Source organism: Candidatus Krumholzibacteriia bacterium, assembly GCA_035649275.1.
GTDB lineage: Bacteria > Krumholzibacteriota > Krumholzibacteriia.
The window spans coordinates 1-14,836 of record DASRJW010000143.1; the positions used below are offsets into that span (position 1 = coordinate 1).

11 protein-coding genes are annotated in these 14,836 nt (G+C 68.5%); 3 read left to right on the plus strand and 8 right to left on the minus strand.

Translation table 11 applies throughout. The annotated features are described in order from the left end of the window. Positions 1-490 (plus strand): PDZ domain-containing protein (locus tag VFE28_16050; protein HZM17508.1); only part of this gene is annotated, 490 nt, incomplete at its 5' end. A gap of 10 nt (positions 491-500) precedes the next feature. On the opposite strand, the gene VFE28_16055 is transcribed toward VFE28_16050, so the two are convergent. From VFE28_16055 to VFE28_16065, 3 genes are all read right to left on the minus strand, one after another. Then, positions 501-1,001 (minus strand): DoxX family protein, encoded by a 501-nt coding sequence (locus tag VFE28_16055; GenBank protein HZM17509.1) that lies wholly within the window; start codon positions 999-1,001, stop codon positions 501-503. 14 nt (positions 1,002-1,015) lie between these two features. Then, positions 1,016-3,805 (minus strand): insulinase family protein, encoded by a 2,790-nt coding sequence (locus VFE28_16060; GenBank protein HZM17510.1) that lies wholly within the window; start codon positions 3,803-3,805, stop codon positions 1,016-1,018. A gap of 151 nt (positions 3,806-3,956) precedes the next feature. Further along, on the minus strand, positions 3,957-4,754 hold the full coding sequence (locus VFE28_16065; protein ID HZM17511.1) for a hypothetical protein: 798 nt from the start codon (positions 4,752-4,754) through the stop codon (positions 3,957-3,959). A gap of 405 nt (positions 4,755-5,159) precedes the next feature. Here VFE28_16065 and VFE28_16070 point away from each other — a divergent pair, with 405 nt between their 5' ends. Then, entirely contained in the window at positions 5,160-6,659 is a 1,500-nt protein-coding gene (locus tag VFE28_16070; protein ID HZM17512.1) for a serine hydrolase domain-containing protein, read from the plus strand. A gap of 27 nt (positions 6,660-6,686) precedes the next feature. Here the strand turns inward: VFE28_16070 and VFE28_16075 are convergent, their stop codons facing one another. The 4 genes from VFE28_16075 to VFE28_16090 all read right to left on the minus strand — a co-directional run bounded on the left by VFE28_16075 (position 6,687) and on the right by VFE28_16090 (position 11,702). Continuing rightward, a complete protein-coding gene (locus VFE28_16075; GenBank protein ID HZM17513.1) occupies positions 6,687-7,094 on the minus strand; it encodes a response regulator in 408 nt (135 codons plus the stop codon). A 41-nt stretch (positions 7,095-7,135) separates the two neighbouring features. Then, positions 7,136-9,238 (minus strand): ATP-binding protein, encoded by a 2,103-nt coding sequence (locus tag VFE28_16080; GenBank protein HZM17514.1) that lies wholly within the window; start codon positions 9,236-9,238, stop codon positions 7,136-7,138. 11 nt (positions 9,239-9,249) lie between these two features. Next, on the minus strand, positions 9,250-10,932 hold the full coding sequence (locus tag VFE28_16085; GenBank protein ID HZM17515.1) for an ABC transporter substrate-binding protein: 1,683 nt from the start codon (positions 10,930-10,932) through the stop codon (positions 9,250-9,252). Positions 10,933-11,060: 128 nt separating this feature from the next. Next, positions 11,061-11,702, minus strand: coding sequence for a hypothetical protein (locus VFE28_16090; protein ID HZM17516.1), 642 nt, complete (start codon positions 11,700-11,702; stop codon positions 11,061-11,063). A 90-nt stretch (positions 11,703-11,792) separates the two neighbouring features. Here VFE28_16090 and pgm point away from each other — a divergent pair, with 90 nt between their 5' ends. Then, positions 11,793-13,502, plus strand: coding sequence for a phosphoglucomutase (alpha-D-glucose-1,6-bisphosphate-dependent) (gene pgm / locus VFE28_16095; GenBank protein ID HZM17517.1), 1,710 nt, complete (start codon positions 11,793-11,795; stop codon positions 13,500-13,502). Here pgm and VFE28_16100 read toward each other — a convergent pair. Beyond that, positions 13,477-14,832, minus strand: a complete 1,356-nt coding sequence (locus tag VFE28_16100) for a HAMP domain-containing sensor histidine kinase (protein ID HZM17518.1) — start codon at positions 14,830-14,832, stop codon at positions 13,477-13,479. The two genes, pgm and VFE28_16100, sit on opposite strands and share 26 nt — an antisense overlap. Positions 14,833-14,836: the final 4 nt, after the last annotated feature.

Genomic DNA, 14,836 nt, shown 5'->3' on the forward strand with positions numbered 1-14,836 from the left:
CGGGCGCGGCGTGCCGGCTATCCAGCTGTTCACCGGGGCGAACGCCGACTACCACCGGCCGGGGGACACGCCGGACAAGCTCGACTACGCCGGGCTCGAGCGCATCGCGGGCTTCACGAGCGAGCTGGTGCGCTATCTCGCGGACCGTGACGAGCCGCTGACCTTCCTGCCACCGGGTGCCACGAGTGCACCGGCGCAAATAGCGCCGAAGAGTAGTGGCAGCCGGCGTGTCACCTTCGGCAGCATCCCCGACTTCAACGACAAGGGCGAAGGCGTCCTGCTCTCCGGCGTCATTGCCGGCAGTCCGGCGGAAAAGGTGGGGCTCAGGGCCGGCGATCGCATCGTCGGCTTCGCCGGCGTCGCGGTCACGGATCTCGCCAGCTACAGCGAGGTGCTGAAGACGCTCTCACCGGGGGACGAAGCCGAGGTCACCTTCGTCCGCGACGGCAAGCGCCAGACGGTCAAAGTCACGGTGGTCGAGCGCAAATAGTGGCGTGCTCTCACATCTCGGTCGATGAGGGCGTTCGGTCGGGATCTGCGACGAGCTTGCCGCCGCGAACGGTCGCACCGATCACGACACCAGCGCTCACCAGCACCAAGTTCTTGATGATGTACTGGCCCTCCAGGGTCGGGGCATAGGGGAAGCGCTGGAACACTTCGCTCGGAAACAGGCAGATCGGTGCGATGGTGCCCAGCATCTGCACGAACATGAGCAGCAGCGTCACCCGCATCATGATGCCGGTGACGAGGCCGAGACCAATCAAGCACTCCCAGGTCGCCAGCAGTGGCATGGAGACCGAAGCGTGCACCACGCCGAAGCTCAGCTTCTCGATGGTCCGCGTCGCCAGTCCCTGCGCCGGGCTCAGGTCGGGAAAGAACTTGAGCACGCCGAACCAGAAAAAGACGACGCCAAGGCTCAGGCGCAGCAGGAGCACACCTTGGCGCGCCATCCATCGCGTCAGCTTCGGGTCCAGCCGCTGGTAGAGGTGGCGCAGGTTCACGGCGATGCAAGCCCCTAACGCGCGATCACGGTGACGAGCGGGCCAGGGCCGAGGTAGCGCTGGGCGGCGCGTTCCACGTCCTCGGGCCGCACCGCCATGAGGCCCTTCGCCTCGCGCTCGGCATAATCGATGCCGCCACACTGGAAAAGATCCCGGCTCAAGTTGAATGCCTGACCCATGCTCGTGATGCGGCGCATGCGGACGAGCGCGAGGTACTTGTTCACCGCCGTCTCGATGGCGTCCGGCGCAGCTTGCAGCTTGCCTGCAGTGATGTAGTCGAGCATGCCCTTCTCGGCTTCGGCGAGGTTCTCCGGGCGTGTTCCCATGGAGGCGACGATGCTCGCCCGGTCACCGACGAATTGGGTCGAGATGCCGAGCGAGTAGGCGAGACCGCGGGTTTCGCGCAGGTCCTGCTGCATGCGGCTGGAAGCGAGGCTTGCCGCCACCAGGAGGGCCCAGCGGTCCGCCGGATCGACATCGACGACGCGGCCGAGGCGGAGCGCCGCCTGCTTGCCACCGACCTGGAGCTCCTCGCGTGCCGCCGCCTGAGTGAGAGGGAGTGCCGGCACCGCGAGAGGTTTCGCCCGGCGCGCCGAGAGATGTCCCAGCGTCGCTTCGACCTGGGGGAGCAGCACCTCGCGTGGGACGTCGCCGACGACGGCGAGCACGAGCTGGTCCGGCGCGAGGTAATCGGCGGCGAAGCGAGCCAGCATGTCCGGTGTGATCTTCCCCAGGCTCTCGGCGTCCCCAAGCACGGGCCGCGACAGCGGATGACCCGGCTGCAGGAGGGCGTCGAACCGGGCCTGCGCGCGGGGTCCAGGTTGGCTGGAGGTGCGCTGCAAGGCGGAGAGCATTTCCTTCCGCGCCGTGTCGAGGGCCTCGGCATCGTCGTGCGGGCCGGCGACCATCGTCGCCAGCAATCCGAGAGCCTCCTGGTAGTAGGTGTCGAGGCACTCGAGGCGCACGAAGGAGTAGAGCGGCGTCGTGTAGTAGTCGTCGTAGGGAATGGAAGGACTGTCTGCCACCTTGAGCGTGCCGCCGATGCGTTCGAGCGGCGAAGGTCCCCCCGCCCCCAGCTTGTCGATGCGGGCCGCCATGCTGCGGTGCAGCAGATCGGCGCAACCAGGCGCGTCTGCGGGCTCCCGCAGGCTGCGGTTCCGCACCAGGAGATGGGCGGCGAACATCCGCGTGCTGGCGGAAGCCGTGTGCACCAGGGTGAGGCCGTTGCCGAGCTGCTGCACCGTGGCCGGTTCGTCCGCAGCGAGCGGCACGGGCGGCCGGCGCTCGGGCTCCCCGGCGACGGACGTCGTCGAGGCAAGGGAAAGCTGGGCAAGTGGTTCGAGCCCCGAGAGGTCGCTCGCTTGGGTCACCAGGCCAGGGCCCGCGGCGGCAATCTGCAATGGCGCCGCGGCGAGCACCCTCTTGGCCATGGCGCCGAGGGCGGCGGCATCGGCCTTCTCCAACGCCGCGAGATAGCGCGGTGTGAAGCCCGGGCCCACGTGCCAGAGGCGGTCGCCCTGGAAGATGGCGTAGTAGTGCAGCTGCTCGAGTTGCGAGACTTCCTGGGTGAGAAGCGCTTTCTGCGCCGCCGCCAGTTCCGCGGCGCCAATCGTGCCGAGGCTGCGGAACGCCGTGAGCAAACGCTTCGCCGCCTCCGTGGCCGCCGCTGCCGCTCCCGCAGAGGACTGCGGTGCGGTGTCGGAGGCGAGGCGCACACGGAGCTCGAGCAGCCGGCTGTCGGCACGGTGATGCAGGGTCGCGCTCGCTGGCTCGTGCGGCACGGCAGGTTCCTGCTGCAAAGCCCGTTCGAGAAGGCTCGATTCGCTGCCGCCGGCGATCTGGGCAAGCAACGCGAGCAGGGCGTCATCCTCCGGTACACCTGCGGGCAGCGCCGCCAGGAGCTCGACCACCGCCAAGGGTCCCTCGACGGCCTGCAGGGTGAGTCGCCCTGGGGCGGCGAGCGGTCCGGGCGGGACCGGGAGCGGCGCAGCCGCGGGGGGTCGGGCGCTGGGAGTGGGGAAGAGACGCTGCAACTCCGCCAGCGCCGCATCGCGCTCGAACTCACCCATGAGCACGAGGAGCATGTTCGACGGCACGTACTGGCGCGCGTAGTACTCCGCGACGTTCGCCCGCGGCAGCTCCTTCAGGGTCGTCGGCGTCCCCAGGACGGGACGGGCGAAGTGGCTGCCCTCGCCGTAGAGCATCGTTTCCAGGGCGCGGTCCGCGCGGTACTCCGGATCGTCCATGTCCTTGCTCAGCTCCTCGAGAACGATGCCCCGTTCCTTATCGAACTTCGCCTCCGGCAGGGTGCTGTGCAGCAGCATGTCCGCCTGGATGTCGAGGGCTGCGGCGAGCTTTTCCGAGGGCGCCACCATCATGTAGTGGGTGTACTCCTGCTTGGTCGTGGCGTTGTTGTAGGCGCCGATGCGGTCGGTCTCGGCGTAGATCTGCTCCTGCGTGCGCCGCTCGGTGCCATTGAAGAGGACGTGTTCCAGGAAGTGGCTGCTGCCCGCGTCGCGGTTCTCCTCACGCGTCGAGCCGGCGCCGACGAAAACGTTGCTCGCCACCATGCCGCTGCCCGCGTGGGGCAGAAGGAGAACGCGCAGGCCGCTCTCGAGGCTGAGCTCCTCGCTCGTGCCGCTCGCGGCGCGCGTGCCGCTGGCAGCGGCGAAGAGCAGGGACGCCGCGAGGAGCGACGCCGCGGCGAGAAGCAGCACCACCGCGCGATGCGGCGCCGCAGCGACCTGCCGCACCACCGTGCGGAACTCCCGTCGTGCCGAATGAAGGGGGGTCTTGTCGCGCACGGGCACACCGCCTGGGTTCGCTGGGCGTTCGCTCCGGAGACCCGAGGCAGTCTGCCTCATGGCGGGGAGAGACGCAATCGTCCGGCCGGACGAGGTGAAACTCCTCCCAGGGGAGCACCGAGGAGTTTCACGATCGTCCGGCGGAGCCGCACTATGGCGTGCGATACAGACTCTTCATGTTCGACCAGGTGAGCGCCTCGACCCCCAGCGTGGTGGGATCGAAGAAAGCGACGAAGGCCCACTCGAGGGGCAGGGACTGTGGATTCTGCGGGTCGTACACCGGCTCGAACCAGACGCCCGAGCGGCCCGCATCGACGGTGAAGAAGTCGCAATCGTTGTCAGGGGCGGTGGCTTCGGCGGCGATCCCCGGGCCCTGAGTCGGTGCCGTCAGCTGGCCGCCGTCGGGGAACTGCAGGGCGAGGACGAGTGCCGAGCCACCGCCCGGTTGGACGATCAGATTCTGGTCGCGCAGATCCACGAAGACTTCCGTCGTGTCACCGTGGCTGTGCACGTTGCGCACCGCCAGCTGGTTGAGCTCGTTGGCGGTGGGGAAGCGCAGGTTGCCACCCTGCACCGGAATGAGGATCGCCCCGGCTGCGGGGAATACGGTGTTGCCGTCGTTGCTCAGGAAACCGAAGCCCCGCAGCCGTTGCGGTACCGGAGGATCCGGGAACAGGTACTGGATCAGGTACTGGGTCGAGCTGGAGGTGCAGTCGCCCGCCTGGCTCGGGTTGCTGGTGACGAAGCAGCCCGGGTTGAGGAGGGCGAAGTCGGAGCCGTCGAAGCATTGCAGCATGCTGTCGGCGGCGATGACTTGGAAGCGGACGTCCGTGTCCACCCAGGCCTCGAGGCGTGCCGGCCGCGCCGAGCTGGCGCCGGCTGGCTGGGCCCAGGCGCCGAGGAGAGTGGAGAGGAGAGCGAAAGCAAGGAGCCTGTCACTGCGTCCCACCCCACACCTCCCAGCCACCCAGCGCTGCCGGCGTCGCCGAGGCGTCGTCACCGGCCGCTCCATCGTCAACGTCCATCGGTCACGAGATCATCGCGCATGCATCGAGTGTTCCGCCGACGTCCGCCGACGGCGAGAAAAGGGAGTGCAACGGATCTCCGTGTCGACACCGTGTCCGGTGTGGGCGCATGCGGGCCGAGGGCACCCCATGCCGGCGGAGCGAAAACGAGCGGCAGGAGGGCGCCTGACGCTCCCGATGCTCCGGCCGGGCGTCCGGAGAGGTGCATTCTGCACGCGGCCCTCCAGCGGACCGACGGCTTTGCACGCTCGGTGTTACCATGTCCGGGCGTAAGCCTTACGCTCCGTCGCCGTGGACGGGATCACTTGGTTTCGACACTGGGAGGCCGCATGCGTCGAGGCTGCCGTTTTCTCCTGCTCATGCTGCTCCTCGTCGCGCCGGTGCAGGCACGGGCTGCGGCGGTGCCGGACTCGGTGGTCACCGCGGGACTGGAGCGCACCATGGCGGCGGCAGCAGCAGAGGGCTTCCGCGGCGCCGTTCTCGTCGCCCGCGGCGAGAACGTCCTTCTCGCCCGCGGCTATGGCACCACGGTCCCCGGCGGGAACAGCCCGATCACGGCGGAAACCGTCTTCACCACCGGGTCCATCACCAAGCAGTTCACCGCCACCGCGATCCTGAAGCTGGAGACGCAAGGGAAGCTCTCGGTGCAGGACAAGCTCGGGCGCTGGTTCGACGCCGTGCCGGCGGACAAGAGCGGCATCACGTTGCACCAGTTGCTGACGCACACCGCCGGTTTCCCCGGCGCCATCGGTGACGATCGCGAGCGCATCGGTCGGGACGCCTACGTGCAGCGCGCCCTGGCCACGCCGCTCCTCTTCGCCCCCGGCGCGCGCTACGAGTACTCGAACGTCGGTTACAGCCTGCTGGCGGCGATCGTGGAGAAGGCGTCGGGTCAGGACTATGAGCCATTCTTGCACGACCAACTCTTCGTGCCCGCCGGGATGCACGACACGGGGTATCGCCTCCCGGCTTGGGATCCGGCGCGCCTGGCGCACGGGAGCAACGACGACGGCAGCGACTGGGGCACGACGATGGAGCACGCCATCCTGCCCGAGGGCCCGGGCTGGAACCTGCTCGGGAACGGCGGCATCCATTCCACCGTCTTCGACATGCTGCGCTGGCACCGGGCCCTGGCCGGCGACGCCATCCTGCCCGCGGCCGCCCGAGCCCAGATGATCACGAAACAGGTCGAGGAAGGCGGTGGCACCTGGTACGGCTACGGCTGGTCCATCGAGCCGACCGACTGGGGGACGCTGATCACGCACAACGGTGGCAATCCTTATTACTTCGCCGATTTCCTCCGCTTCCTCGACAGCGACGTGGTGATCTATTACACCACCGCGAGTCGCGAGCGGCGGATGCGCCGGCTGGCGCGCCCCCTGGCGCGCATCGTCTTCACCGGCGAGGTGCCGGCGCTGCCGCCCAGCGTGCCCGCAGCGGCAGCGTCGCAGTCCACGAGCCCGGTGGGAGCGCCCGCAGCGCCAGGATCCTTGGCGTCGAAATGGGGGCTCCCGGGCGGACCCCAGGCGCAGCGCGCCGCGGAGCTGCTCGAAGCGCTCACGACCTCCGACGCAGCCTGGAGGCGCGACTTCGTCCGCACCGGTTTCGTGCCGGATGTCCTGGAGAGTCAGGGGGAGGACGCTCTCGACCAGAGCCTGGTGGCGCTGCGGGACGAGCTGGCGGAGTTCCGGGTGCAACGGGTCGTACCCACGGCGGACGGCCTCACCCTGGTGCTCGAGACGCCGGGGGCACCGACTGAGCTCGAGATCAGCGTGGAGCCGGAGCCACCGCATCGAATCATTTCGATCGGCGTGCAGAAGGGCGGCTGAGCGCGGGCGCGGCGGAGCGGCCCCGATTCAGGGGGGCACCGGCGGCGCCGCCGGGAGAGCGCTCTGCACGCGGCTCAAGAGCTCCCGGTTGGAGAAGGGTTTGGAGATGTAGTCGTCGGCCCCGGCGGCCAATCCTTCGGTCCGCTCGCGCTGCATGGCGCGCGCCGTGAGCAAGATGACATGGACGTCGCGCAGTTCGTCGTCGGACTTGATCAGGCGGCAGAGGTCGAGACCGCTCATGGATCCCATCATGACGTCGAAGACGGCGACCCGGGGTTTCTCGCGCCGCAGCTGCGTCAGCGCCGCCGCACCATCCTTCACCGCCACCACCCGCAGCCCGGCGCTGCGGAGGATGATGCTCACCGAGCGCAGAGTGAGGGCATCGTCGTCCGCGACCAGGACGTAAGGGGAGCCGGGGCTCGTCGGCTGTCCCATCGCTTTCCTCCCAACACGCGTCCGCGGGACGCTCCTGGGCTTCACACCAAAGCCCGGACGTTCTCGATCAGCTTCGCCTTCTCGAAGGGCTTGCGGATGTATTCGCTGGCGCCGAGGGCCATGGCCTTGTCCCGGTCCTCGAGCACGGAGAGCACGATCACCGGGATTGCCGCCGTGGCGGGATCGCTCTTCAAGAGGCGCAGCACGTCGTAGCCGTCGATTTCGGGCATCATGATGTCCAGGATGATCACATCCGGTTCCAGCTGCCGCGCCTTGGCGACGGCTTGGCTGCCGCTCTGGCAACCGACGGTGGTGTAACCGAGCGGCGCGAGCAGCTCGCTCAACGCGGTCACGATCGAAGGCTCGTCGTCCACGATGAGCACCTGCTTGCCCGGGCCAGTGCGCTGCAGCGCTTGCACCAGATGGGTTTCGGCCACGGTGGTGCGCTCCGGCGCCGGCCGGTCGCTCCGCCGCGGTGCGGGTCGAGCCGCTGGCGTCGCCGCCACCGGCAAGGTGAAACGGAAAATGGAGCCTTCGCCGGGAGCGCTTTCCACCCAGATGGCGCCGCCGTGCTGTACCACGATGTTGCCCGAGATGGCCAGGCCGAGACCGGTGCCCTGAGGCTTCTCGGTGAGGACGTTCCCCACCTGACCGAACTTGTCGAAGATGCGCTGGTGGTGCTCCTTCGGGATGCCGACGCCGGTGTCGCGCACTTCGACCAGGACATAAGCGTCGCTCTCCGGGCTGATGCTGGTCATGCCAGCCGGCCCGCCCCGCTGGGGCCCCAGTTCCTCGGGCTCCCGGTGCGGGCAAGGTCGCGCCACCACGGTGATGACGCCCCGTGGGGGCGTGAACTTGATCGCATTGTCCACCAGGTTGGTGACGACTTGGCTGATGCGGTCCGAGTCGGCCAGCACCGCGGGCAGGTTCGGATCGATCTCGGTGCGCACGCGGATCTCGCGCTCCGCGGCCAGTGTGCGCAGCGTCTCCAGGCAGGGATCGATGATGCGGGACAGCTCCACCGGGAGCAGGCGGCAGCGCATCTCCCCGGCCTCGATGCGTGAAAGATCGAGCAAGTCGCTGATGAGGCGCGTCAGACGCTCGGTTTGATGGGCGATGATGCCGAGGAACTCGACGCGCTCGTCTTCGGTCAGCGCCTCCGGGTCGTCGAGCATGATTTCGGTGAAGCTGCGGATGGAGGTGAGCGGCGTCCGCAGTTCGTGGCTGACGTTGCTGAGGAAGTCGCTCTTCAGGCGGTCGATCTCCTTCAGCTCCTTGTTGGCCTTCTCCAGCTCCTGCGCCTTCTGGTGCAGGGCCGCGGTGCGCTGCTGCACGATCTGCTCCAGATGCGCGTTGTGGTAGCGGATGGCGTCCTGGCTCTGCTTGAGATCGTTGGTCATCTTGTTGAAGGAACGCGCCAGCTCGCCCAGCTCGCCCACCAAGTCCTCCTGCACCACGTGATCGAGATCGGACTTGGAGACGGCGGCGGTCGCCCGCGCCAGCTGCTGCAGCGGCAGGGTCACCTTGAGGGAGAAGAAGCGCGCCGAGAGCAGGACCACCACCACGGCACTGGCGCCGAGGAGCGAGAGGACGAGACGCGTCTGCGCCACCGAAGCCATGAGCGGCTGCAGCGACAGACCCAGGCGCACCGTGCCCCAGCGCACCGGCGTCCCTTCCACGTGCACCGGTACGGCGATGTCCAGCACCGGGGAGCGTGGCCCGTTCCCCGGCTGTACCCCGAGCCGCTGGATCACCACCTCGTTGACCGCCAGGATGCGGCGGCTGTTGGCGTCGTCGGCCCGCTGCCCCTGGCGGTCGGGCTGCTCACTGTGCGCGGCGACGCGGCCTTCCTTGTCGAGGATGACGACGTAGAGCACACCGCTGTCCTGGACAGAGGTCTCGGCGGCCTGCTGCAGCGACACGTAGTCGTAGCTGAGCAAGGAGTTCCGCACCCCCGCGGCGATGGAGTTGGCGATGGCGACGCCCCGCATCTGGGTCAGCTCCAGCATGTCGGCGCTGTGCCGGGTGCCGACCACGTAGATCACGCTCGTCATCAGCGAGATCACGATGATCCCGAAGTAGAGCATGAAGCGTCCTTGCAGTCCCAAGCTGCGAAAGCGCCGCAAGCTGTCCAGGGGTTGCACGCCAGGCCTCCTCAAGGTCTCTTCTCCGCCAGGAGAGCGGTCTGCAACCAGACCTCCTCCATCGCGATGTTGCCGATGCCCATGGGTGTCATGTGCACGCCGCGCACGGTCTCTTGCACCGCCAGCGCCTGCAGGGGATGGAAGAGCGGCACCACCGCCGCGTCGTCGAGGAGCAGGCGCTCCACGGTGCGATAGATCTTCATCCGCCCCAAACCGAAGCGGGCGCCGCGGCCCTCGCTCAGCAGGGAATCCACCCGGGGGTTGCGGTAGTTGGCGAAGTTGGCCGAGCCCTCGCTCTGACCCAGGGGATAGAGGATCGAGTCCGGATCCGGGATGTCCGCGAGCCAGGTGACGGTGAAGCACTGCAGCTTCTGTGCGGTGAGGGCGCTGCTGAAGTCGAGCCAGCTCCGCTTCTCGATCTCGAGGCGGATGCCCACCGCCGCCAGCTGGCGGCTCAAGGCATCGAGGATCTGCTGCGATTGCTGGGTCTGACTCGCGGTGGTGAAGACGATGCGGGGCAGGCCGCGTCCCTCCGGGTAGCCGGCGGCGGCGAGAAGCGCCCGCGACCGTTCCGGGTCGTACTGCAGCAGCTTCGGCGTCGGCGTGTAGCCCGGCATGCCGGGCGGCAGGATGCCGGTGGGGGCGACGCGTGCCGCCGCTTCCTGCCGCAGGATCTCGTCGCGATCGATGGCGCAGGCGAAGGCTTGGCGCACACGCACGTCGTCGAACGGCGGGCGCTTCTGGTTGAGACCGATGAAGGTGAGGCTGAGCTCCTGGCGCGTCAGGATGCGGGCGCCGGGACGGGACTGGAATTCCGCCAGACGCCCCTGGGGCACCAGCGCCGCGCTCAGCCGGCCGGCGAAGAAAGCGGCGGCGGCGTAATCGCGCACCTTGTCGCCCGGGAGCTCGAAGCAGAGCGAGTCGAGGCGCGCCCCCTGGAGATGGTAGCCCGGGGCGGCGACGAGGACGATGTCCTTGTCGCTCCAGCGCGCCAAGCGGAAGGGACCGCAGCCCACGGGCTCGCGGCCGAAGCGCGCATCACCCACCCGTTCCACATAGCGCCGCGGCACGATGCGAGAGGGATCGGAGGCGACGACGGCCAGGAAGGAGGCGAACGGGTGCGCCAGCTCGATGCGTAGGTCGTAGTCGCCGAGAGCCTGCAACCCGGCGATCGAATCGGTCTTGCCCTGGGCGTACTCCTGGGTGCCGAGGATGTGACCGAGGTACTCGCGGGCGAGGGTGGTGGATTCGGGGGGCAGCTTGAAGATGCGGCTGAACGAGTAGACCACGTCGTCGGCGGTGACCTCGCTGCCGTCGTGGAAGCGCACCCCGGGCTTCAAGTGGAAGGTGTAGACGAGGCCGTCGGGGGAGACCTCCCAGAGATCGGCGACGCAGGGCACGATGTTCAAGCTGCCGTCGAAGCGCAACAGGCCGTCGAAGATCTGGTTGATCACCGTGGCTTCGTAGACGTCGTCCAGGCAGGCCGGGTCGAGGGAAGCCGGCGTGTCCTGCGCCATGCGGAAAGAGCCGCCGTGCGTGGGCAGTGCGGGCAGCGTCGCCTCTGGACGCGACTTGGGTCCGCAGGCGGCGAGCAGCGTCAGGCCAGCGAGGGCGACGGCGCGCCACGGTGTCGCCACCGACCCTGACGCGCGCCGCGTGGCCGCGGCGCCGGGCAACTCGCACGGACTGGACATGAATCACGCTCAGGCTGGAAGACCCAAGGCTCCGCCGCGGGCGAAGCAAGGATCAATCCACGGCGTCCACTCCGGGCGCGCGGAAGCGTCCCGCCTCCGAGTGCAGCGCAGTGTGGTCCGTGCGAGCTTCAGAACAGCTTGTCCTGGGTCATGGCGCCGATGAGAACATGGATGAACTCATCGACCTGGGCTTCCACCTTGCCGCCGAGTTCCGTTTCGGTGAGCCCGGTCCAGATCAGCTTCTGCGACGGGATGTCGTAGACGTTGGTCTCCAGATGGACGTACTCGGTGTCGTAGGTGTAGCCCGGCGACGAGACCGTGGAGTACCCGGCATTGTAATAGCCGTACCAGCTGCCGTAGTACGACGGGTAGTAGCTCGGGTAACCCATGCCATAGGTGGTCGTGGTCGGCGGCACGTAGGTGGTCACGGTCTTGCGGTCGACGATCCGCGTCACCAGCACGTGGGTGATGCCCTGCGCCTGGATGTGGGGCGCCACCGTTTCCTGGCTGATCGCCGCCGGGTCGGGGAGGATCTGGTAGCTCGGCATGGCCTTGATGTGCCGCGACGCCAGCTCCTTCACGAAGTCGTCTTCGTACTTGCGGCGGACGACCTCGTTCTTGGCGACGCCGATGACGAGCACGTGATCCATCTTCTTGCCGGGGGATTCCGGGTCGATCCAGCTGGAGAGCATGGTGCTGGTGGCGCAAGAGACGAGGAAGAGAGCGAGCAGACCGCAAGGCACGACGAACGAGACGGCGCGTCGGGGCACGGGAAACTCCTTTCGACCGGAGGCTCAGGATACACCAAGACTTGGGCCCGTCGCTGGCAAGGGGGGGCCCTGAAGCGCTAGGCTCCTCCCATGGCACTGCATCCCCTCGCCGGCAAGCCGGCGCCGGACGACATGCTGGTGAACGTGGCGGAGCTTCTCCGCGCCTACTCTACGAATCAACCCGATCCGGCGTTGCGCGAGCAGCGAGTGGCCTTCGGCACCTCCGGTCACCGGGGCAGCTCGTTCAGCACCAGCTTCAACGAGGCGCACATCCTCGCCATCACGCAGGCGATCTGCGAGTACCGCGCGGCCCAGGGCATCGACGGACCCCTCTTTCTCGGCATGGACACCCATGCCCTCTCCGAGCCTGCCTTCGCCTCCGCCCTGGAAGTGCTGGCGGCGCACGGCGTGGCCGTGCACATCGATGCCGCCGGCGAGCCCACGCCGACGCCGGTGATCTCCCACGCCATCCTCGGCCACAACCGCACGGGCCCCGGCGGCAAGGCCGACGGCATCGTGATCACACCGTCGCACAACCCGCCCACCGACGGAGGCTTCAAGTACAACCCGCCGCACGGAGGTCCCGCCGAAACAGCGGTGACTGCCTGGATCGAGGCGCGGGCCAACGCTCTCCTGGGCGGCAGCGCAGCGGGAGCAGGCGCGGCGGGTGCGGGGGGTGCGGGTCCGCTCCAGGCCGGCACGGGAACGCCGGAGATCCGGCGCCTTCCCTACGCGCGCGCTCTGGCGGCAGCGCACCGGGTGGACTTCGCCGCCGCCTACGTGCGCGACCTCGCCGCCGTGGTGGATCTCGAGGCGGTGCGGAGCGCCGGCATCCATCTCGGCGTCGATCCGCTCGGTGGCGCGAGCGCGGCGTACTGGGGACGCATCGCCTCCGAGTACCACCTGAATCTGGAAGTCGTGAACCCGAAAATCGACCCGACCTTCCGTTTCATGACCCTCGACTGGGACGGGAAGATCCGCATGGACTGCTCGTCGCCGTACGCCATGGCGGGCCTGGTGGCGCACCGCCAGCGCTTCGACCTCGCCTTCGGCAACGATGCCGACGCCGATCGCCATGGCATCGTCACCCGTTCCGGCCTGATGAATCCCAACCATTACCTCGCCGTCGCCGTGGACTACCTCTTTCGCCAGCGCCCGGCCTGGGGCGCCGGCGCCGGCGTGGGCAAGACGCTGGTGAGCAGCAGCCTCATCGACCGGGTGGCGGCGCGTCTCGGTCGTCGTCTGGTCGAAGTTCCCGTCGGCTTCAAGTGGTTCGTCCCCGGGTTGCTGCAAGGCAGCCTCGGCTTCGCCGGCGAGGAGAGCGCCGGGGCCTCGTTGCTCCGGCGCGACGGCAGCGTCTGGAGCACCGACAAGGACGGCATGGCCCTCTGCCTGCTGGCGGCGGAGATCAGCGCCAAAAGCGGCAAGGATCCGAGCCAGCTGTACGCGGATCTCATCCGAGAGCTGGGCGAGCCTTTCTACGAACGCCGGGATACTAAGGCGACGCGGGAGGAGAAGGCGCGACTGCAAGCGCTGGGACCTGCGGACCTGGACGCCACCGAGCTGGCCGGCGAGCCCATCCGCGCCGTGCTGAGCCGGGCGCCGGGGAACGACGCGCCCATCGGCGGCATCAAGGTAGTCACAGAAAACGGCTGGTTCGCGGCCCGGCCTTCGGGTACCGAGGACGTCGCCAAGATCTATGCGGAGAGCTTCCGCGACCGCGCGCACTTGCAGCGCCTGCAGGACGAGGCCGAGGCGCTCCTGGCGCGGGCCTTCAAGCGCGGGGCAGGAGCACGCTGAGGCGCATGCCGTGTCCGATCTCGCTCGCCGCCAGGATCTCGCCACCCATGGCCTGCACCAAACGGTGCGCCAGCGCCAGGCCGAGACCGAGACCATCCTTCTCGCGGGTGAGCGAACCGTCCACCTGCACGAAAGGCGTGAAGAGCTTGGGGAGCATGTCCGGGGCGATGCCCGGGCCGTCGTCCTCCATCTCGATGCGAACGCGGGGCGAGCCCACGGTGTCGTCGCAGGCGGCGCGCAGGACGATGTGGCAGCCCTGGGGCGTGAAGCGCAAGGCGTTGTCCAGCAGGATGTCCAGGACCTGGCGCAGACGGCGTTCCTCGAACCGCACGGGCGGCAGGCCGTCGGGGAGGGCGAGACGGAAGTCGTGGAGCGTCATCGCCACGCCGTTGCGGCGGTTGTCGTAGTACTGCTGTAGCGCCAGTCCCAGGTCCCCGGCCTGGCAGTGCACCTCGAGGCGGTTCCCGGACAAGCCGGAGAAGTCGAGCAGGTTCTCCAGCATCTTCTTCAACTTCTCCGTCTGCTTGAGCACCACCTTCAGATGCGCGCGCTGGCTGCTGTTCTCGGGCAGCTCCTCCAGCAGGCTCTCGGCGTACATCTGCATCACCGTCACCGGCGTGCGCAGCTCGTGGTGCATGGTGCTCACGAACTCGTTCTTCGCCCGGTCCAGCTCCTGCAGGTTCTCGTTGGCCTGCCGCAGCTCCCGCACGCTCTCCTGCAGCTCGTGGTAGAAGATGGAGTTCTGCAGCGCCACGGCGAAGAACTCCACCGACGCCTGCAGTACCTCGATCTCGAAGGGATCCACGCGGTCGCCCGGCCGCGTGCCCAGGGCGATGATGCCGAGCAGCCGGTCCGGCGCCAGCAGCGGCGCGAAGAGCGAGAGCCCGCGGGAACGGAGCAGCTCCATCTCGTCCGCCGTGAAGATGCGGTGCAGGTCGTCGCGCAACTGAATGCGCCGGTCGCGCAAGAGGAGATCCACCAGAGTCTCCATGCACTGCGCCCCGATCTGCCGCGCCACGCTCTCCGGGAGGCCGTGACTGCGCACCAGCACCAGACCTGCCGGATCGTCGGGGGGTAGGAGCCAGAGCGCCGAGTGCGGCGTGCCCAGGTGGCCCATGAAGTTGAACAGGGCCCGGTCGGCGAAGTCGTAGATGTTGAGCGAGTAGTCCAGCTCCTTGCTCAGCTCGAAGAACGAGAGCAGGCTGTGCCGCTGCAGCTCGCTGCCGCTGCCGCGCTCCGCTCCCGTCCCGGCCGGCGCCCGGGACTGCCGCCCGCCCTGGGGCTGCGCCGCCAGTTCGGGCTTGGGCAACTCCTGCGTCTTGCGCGCCATGAAC

Bases quoted from the DNA above. Each gene is read 5' to 3' on its own strand.
- VFE28_16075 (HZM17513.1), bottom strand. From the start codon at position 7,094: ATGGGACAGCCGACGAGCCCCGGCTCCCCTTACGTCCTGGTCGCGGAC.
- pgm (HZM17517.1), top strand. From the start codon at position 11,793: ATGGCACTGCATCCCCTCGCCGGCAAGCCGGCGCCGGACGACATGCTG.
- VFE28_16100 (HZM17518.1), bottom strand. From the start codon at position 14,832: ATGGCGCGCAAGACGCAGGAGTTGCCCAAGCCCGAACTGGCGGCGCAG.
- VFE28_16085 (HZM17515.1), bottom strand. From the start codon at position 10,932: ATGTCCAGTCCGTGCGAGTTGCCCGGCGCCGCGGCCACGCGGCGCGCG.
- VFE28_16070 (HZM17512.1), top strand. From the start codon at position 5,160: ATGCGTCGAGGCTGCCGTTTTCTCCTGCTCATGCTGCTCCTCGTCGCG.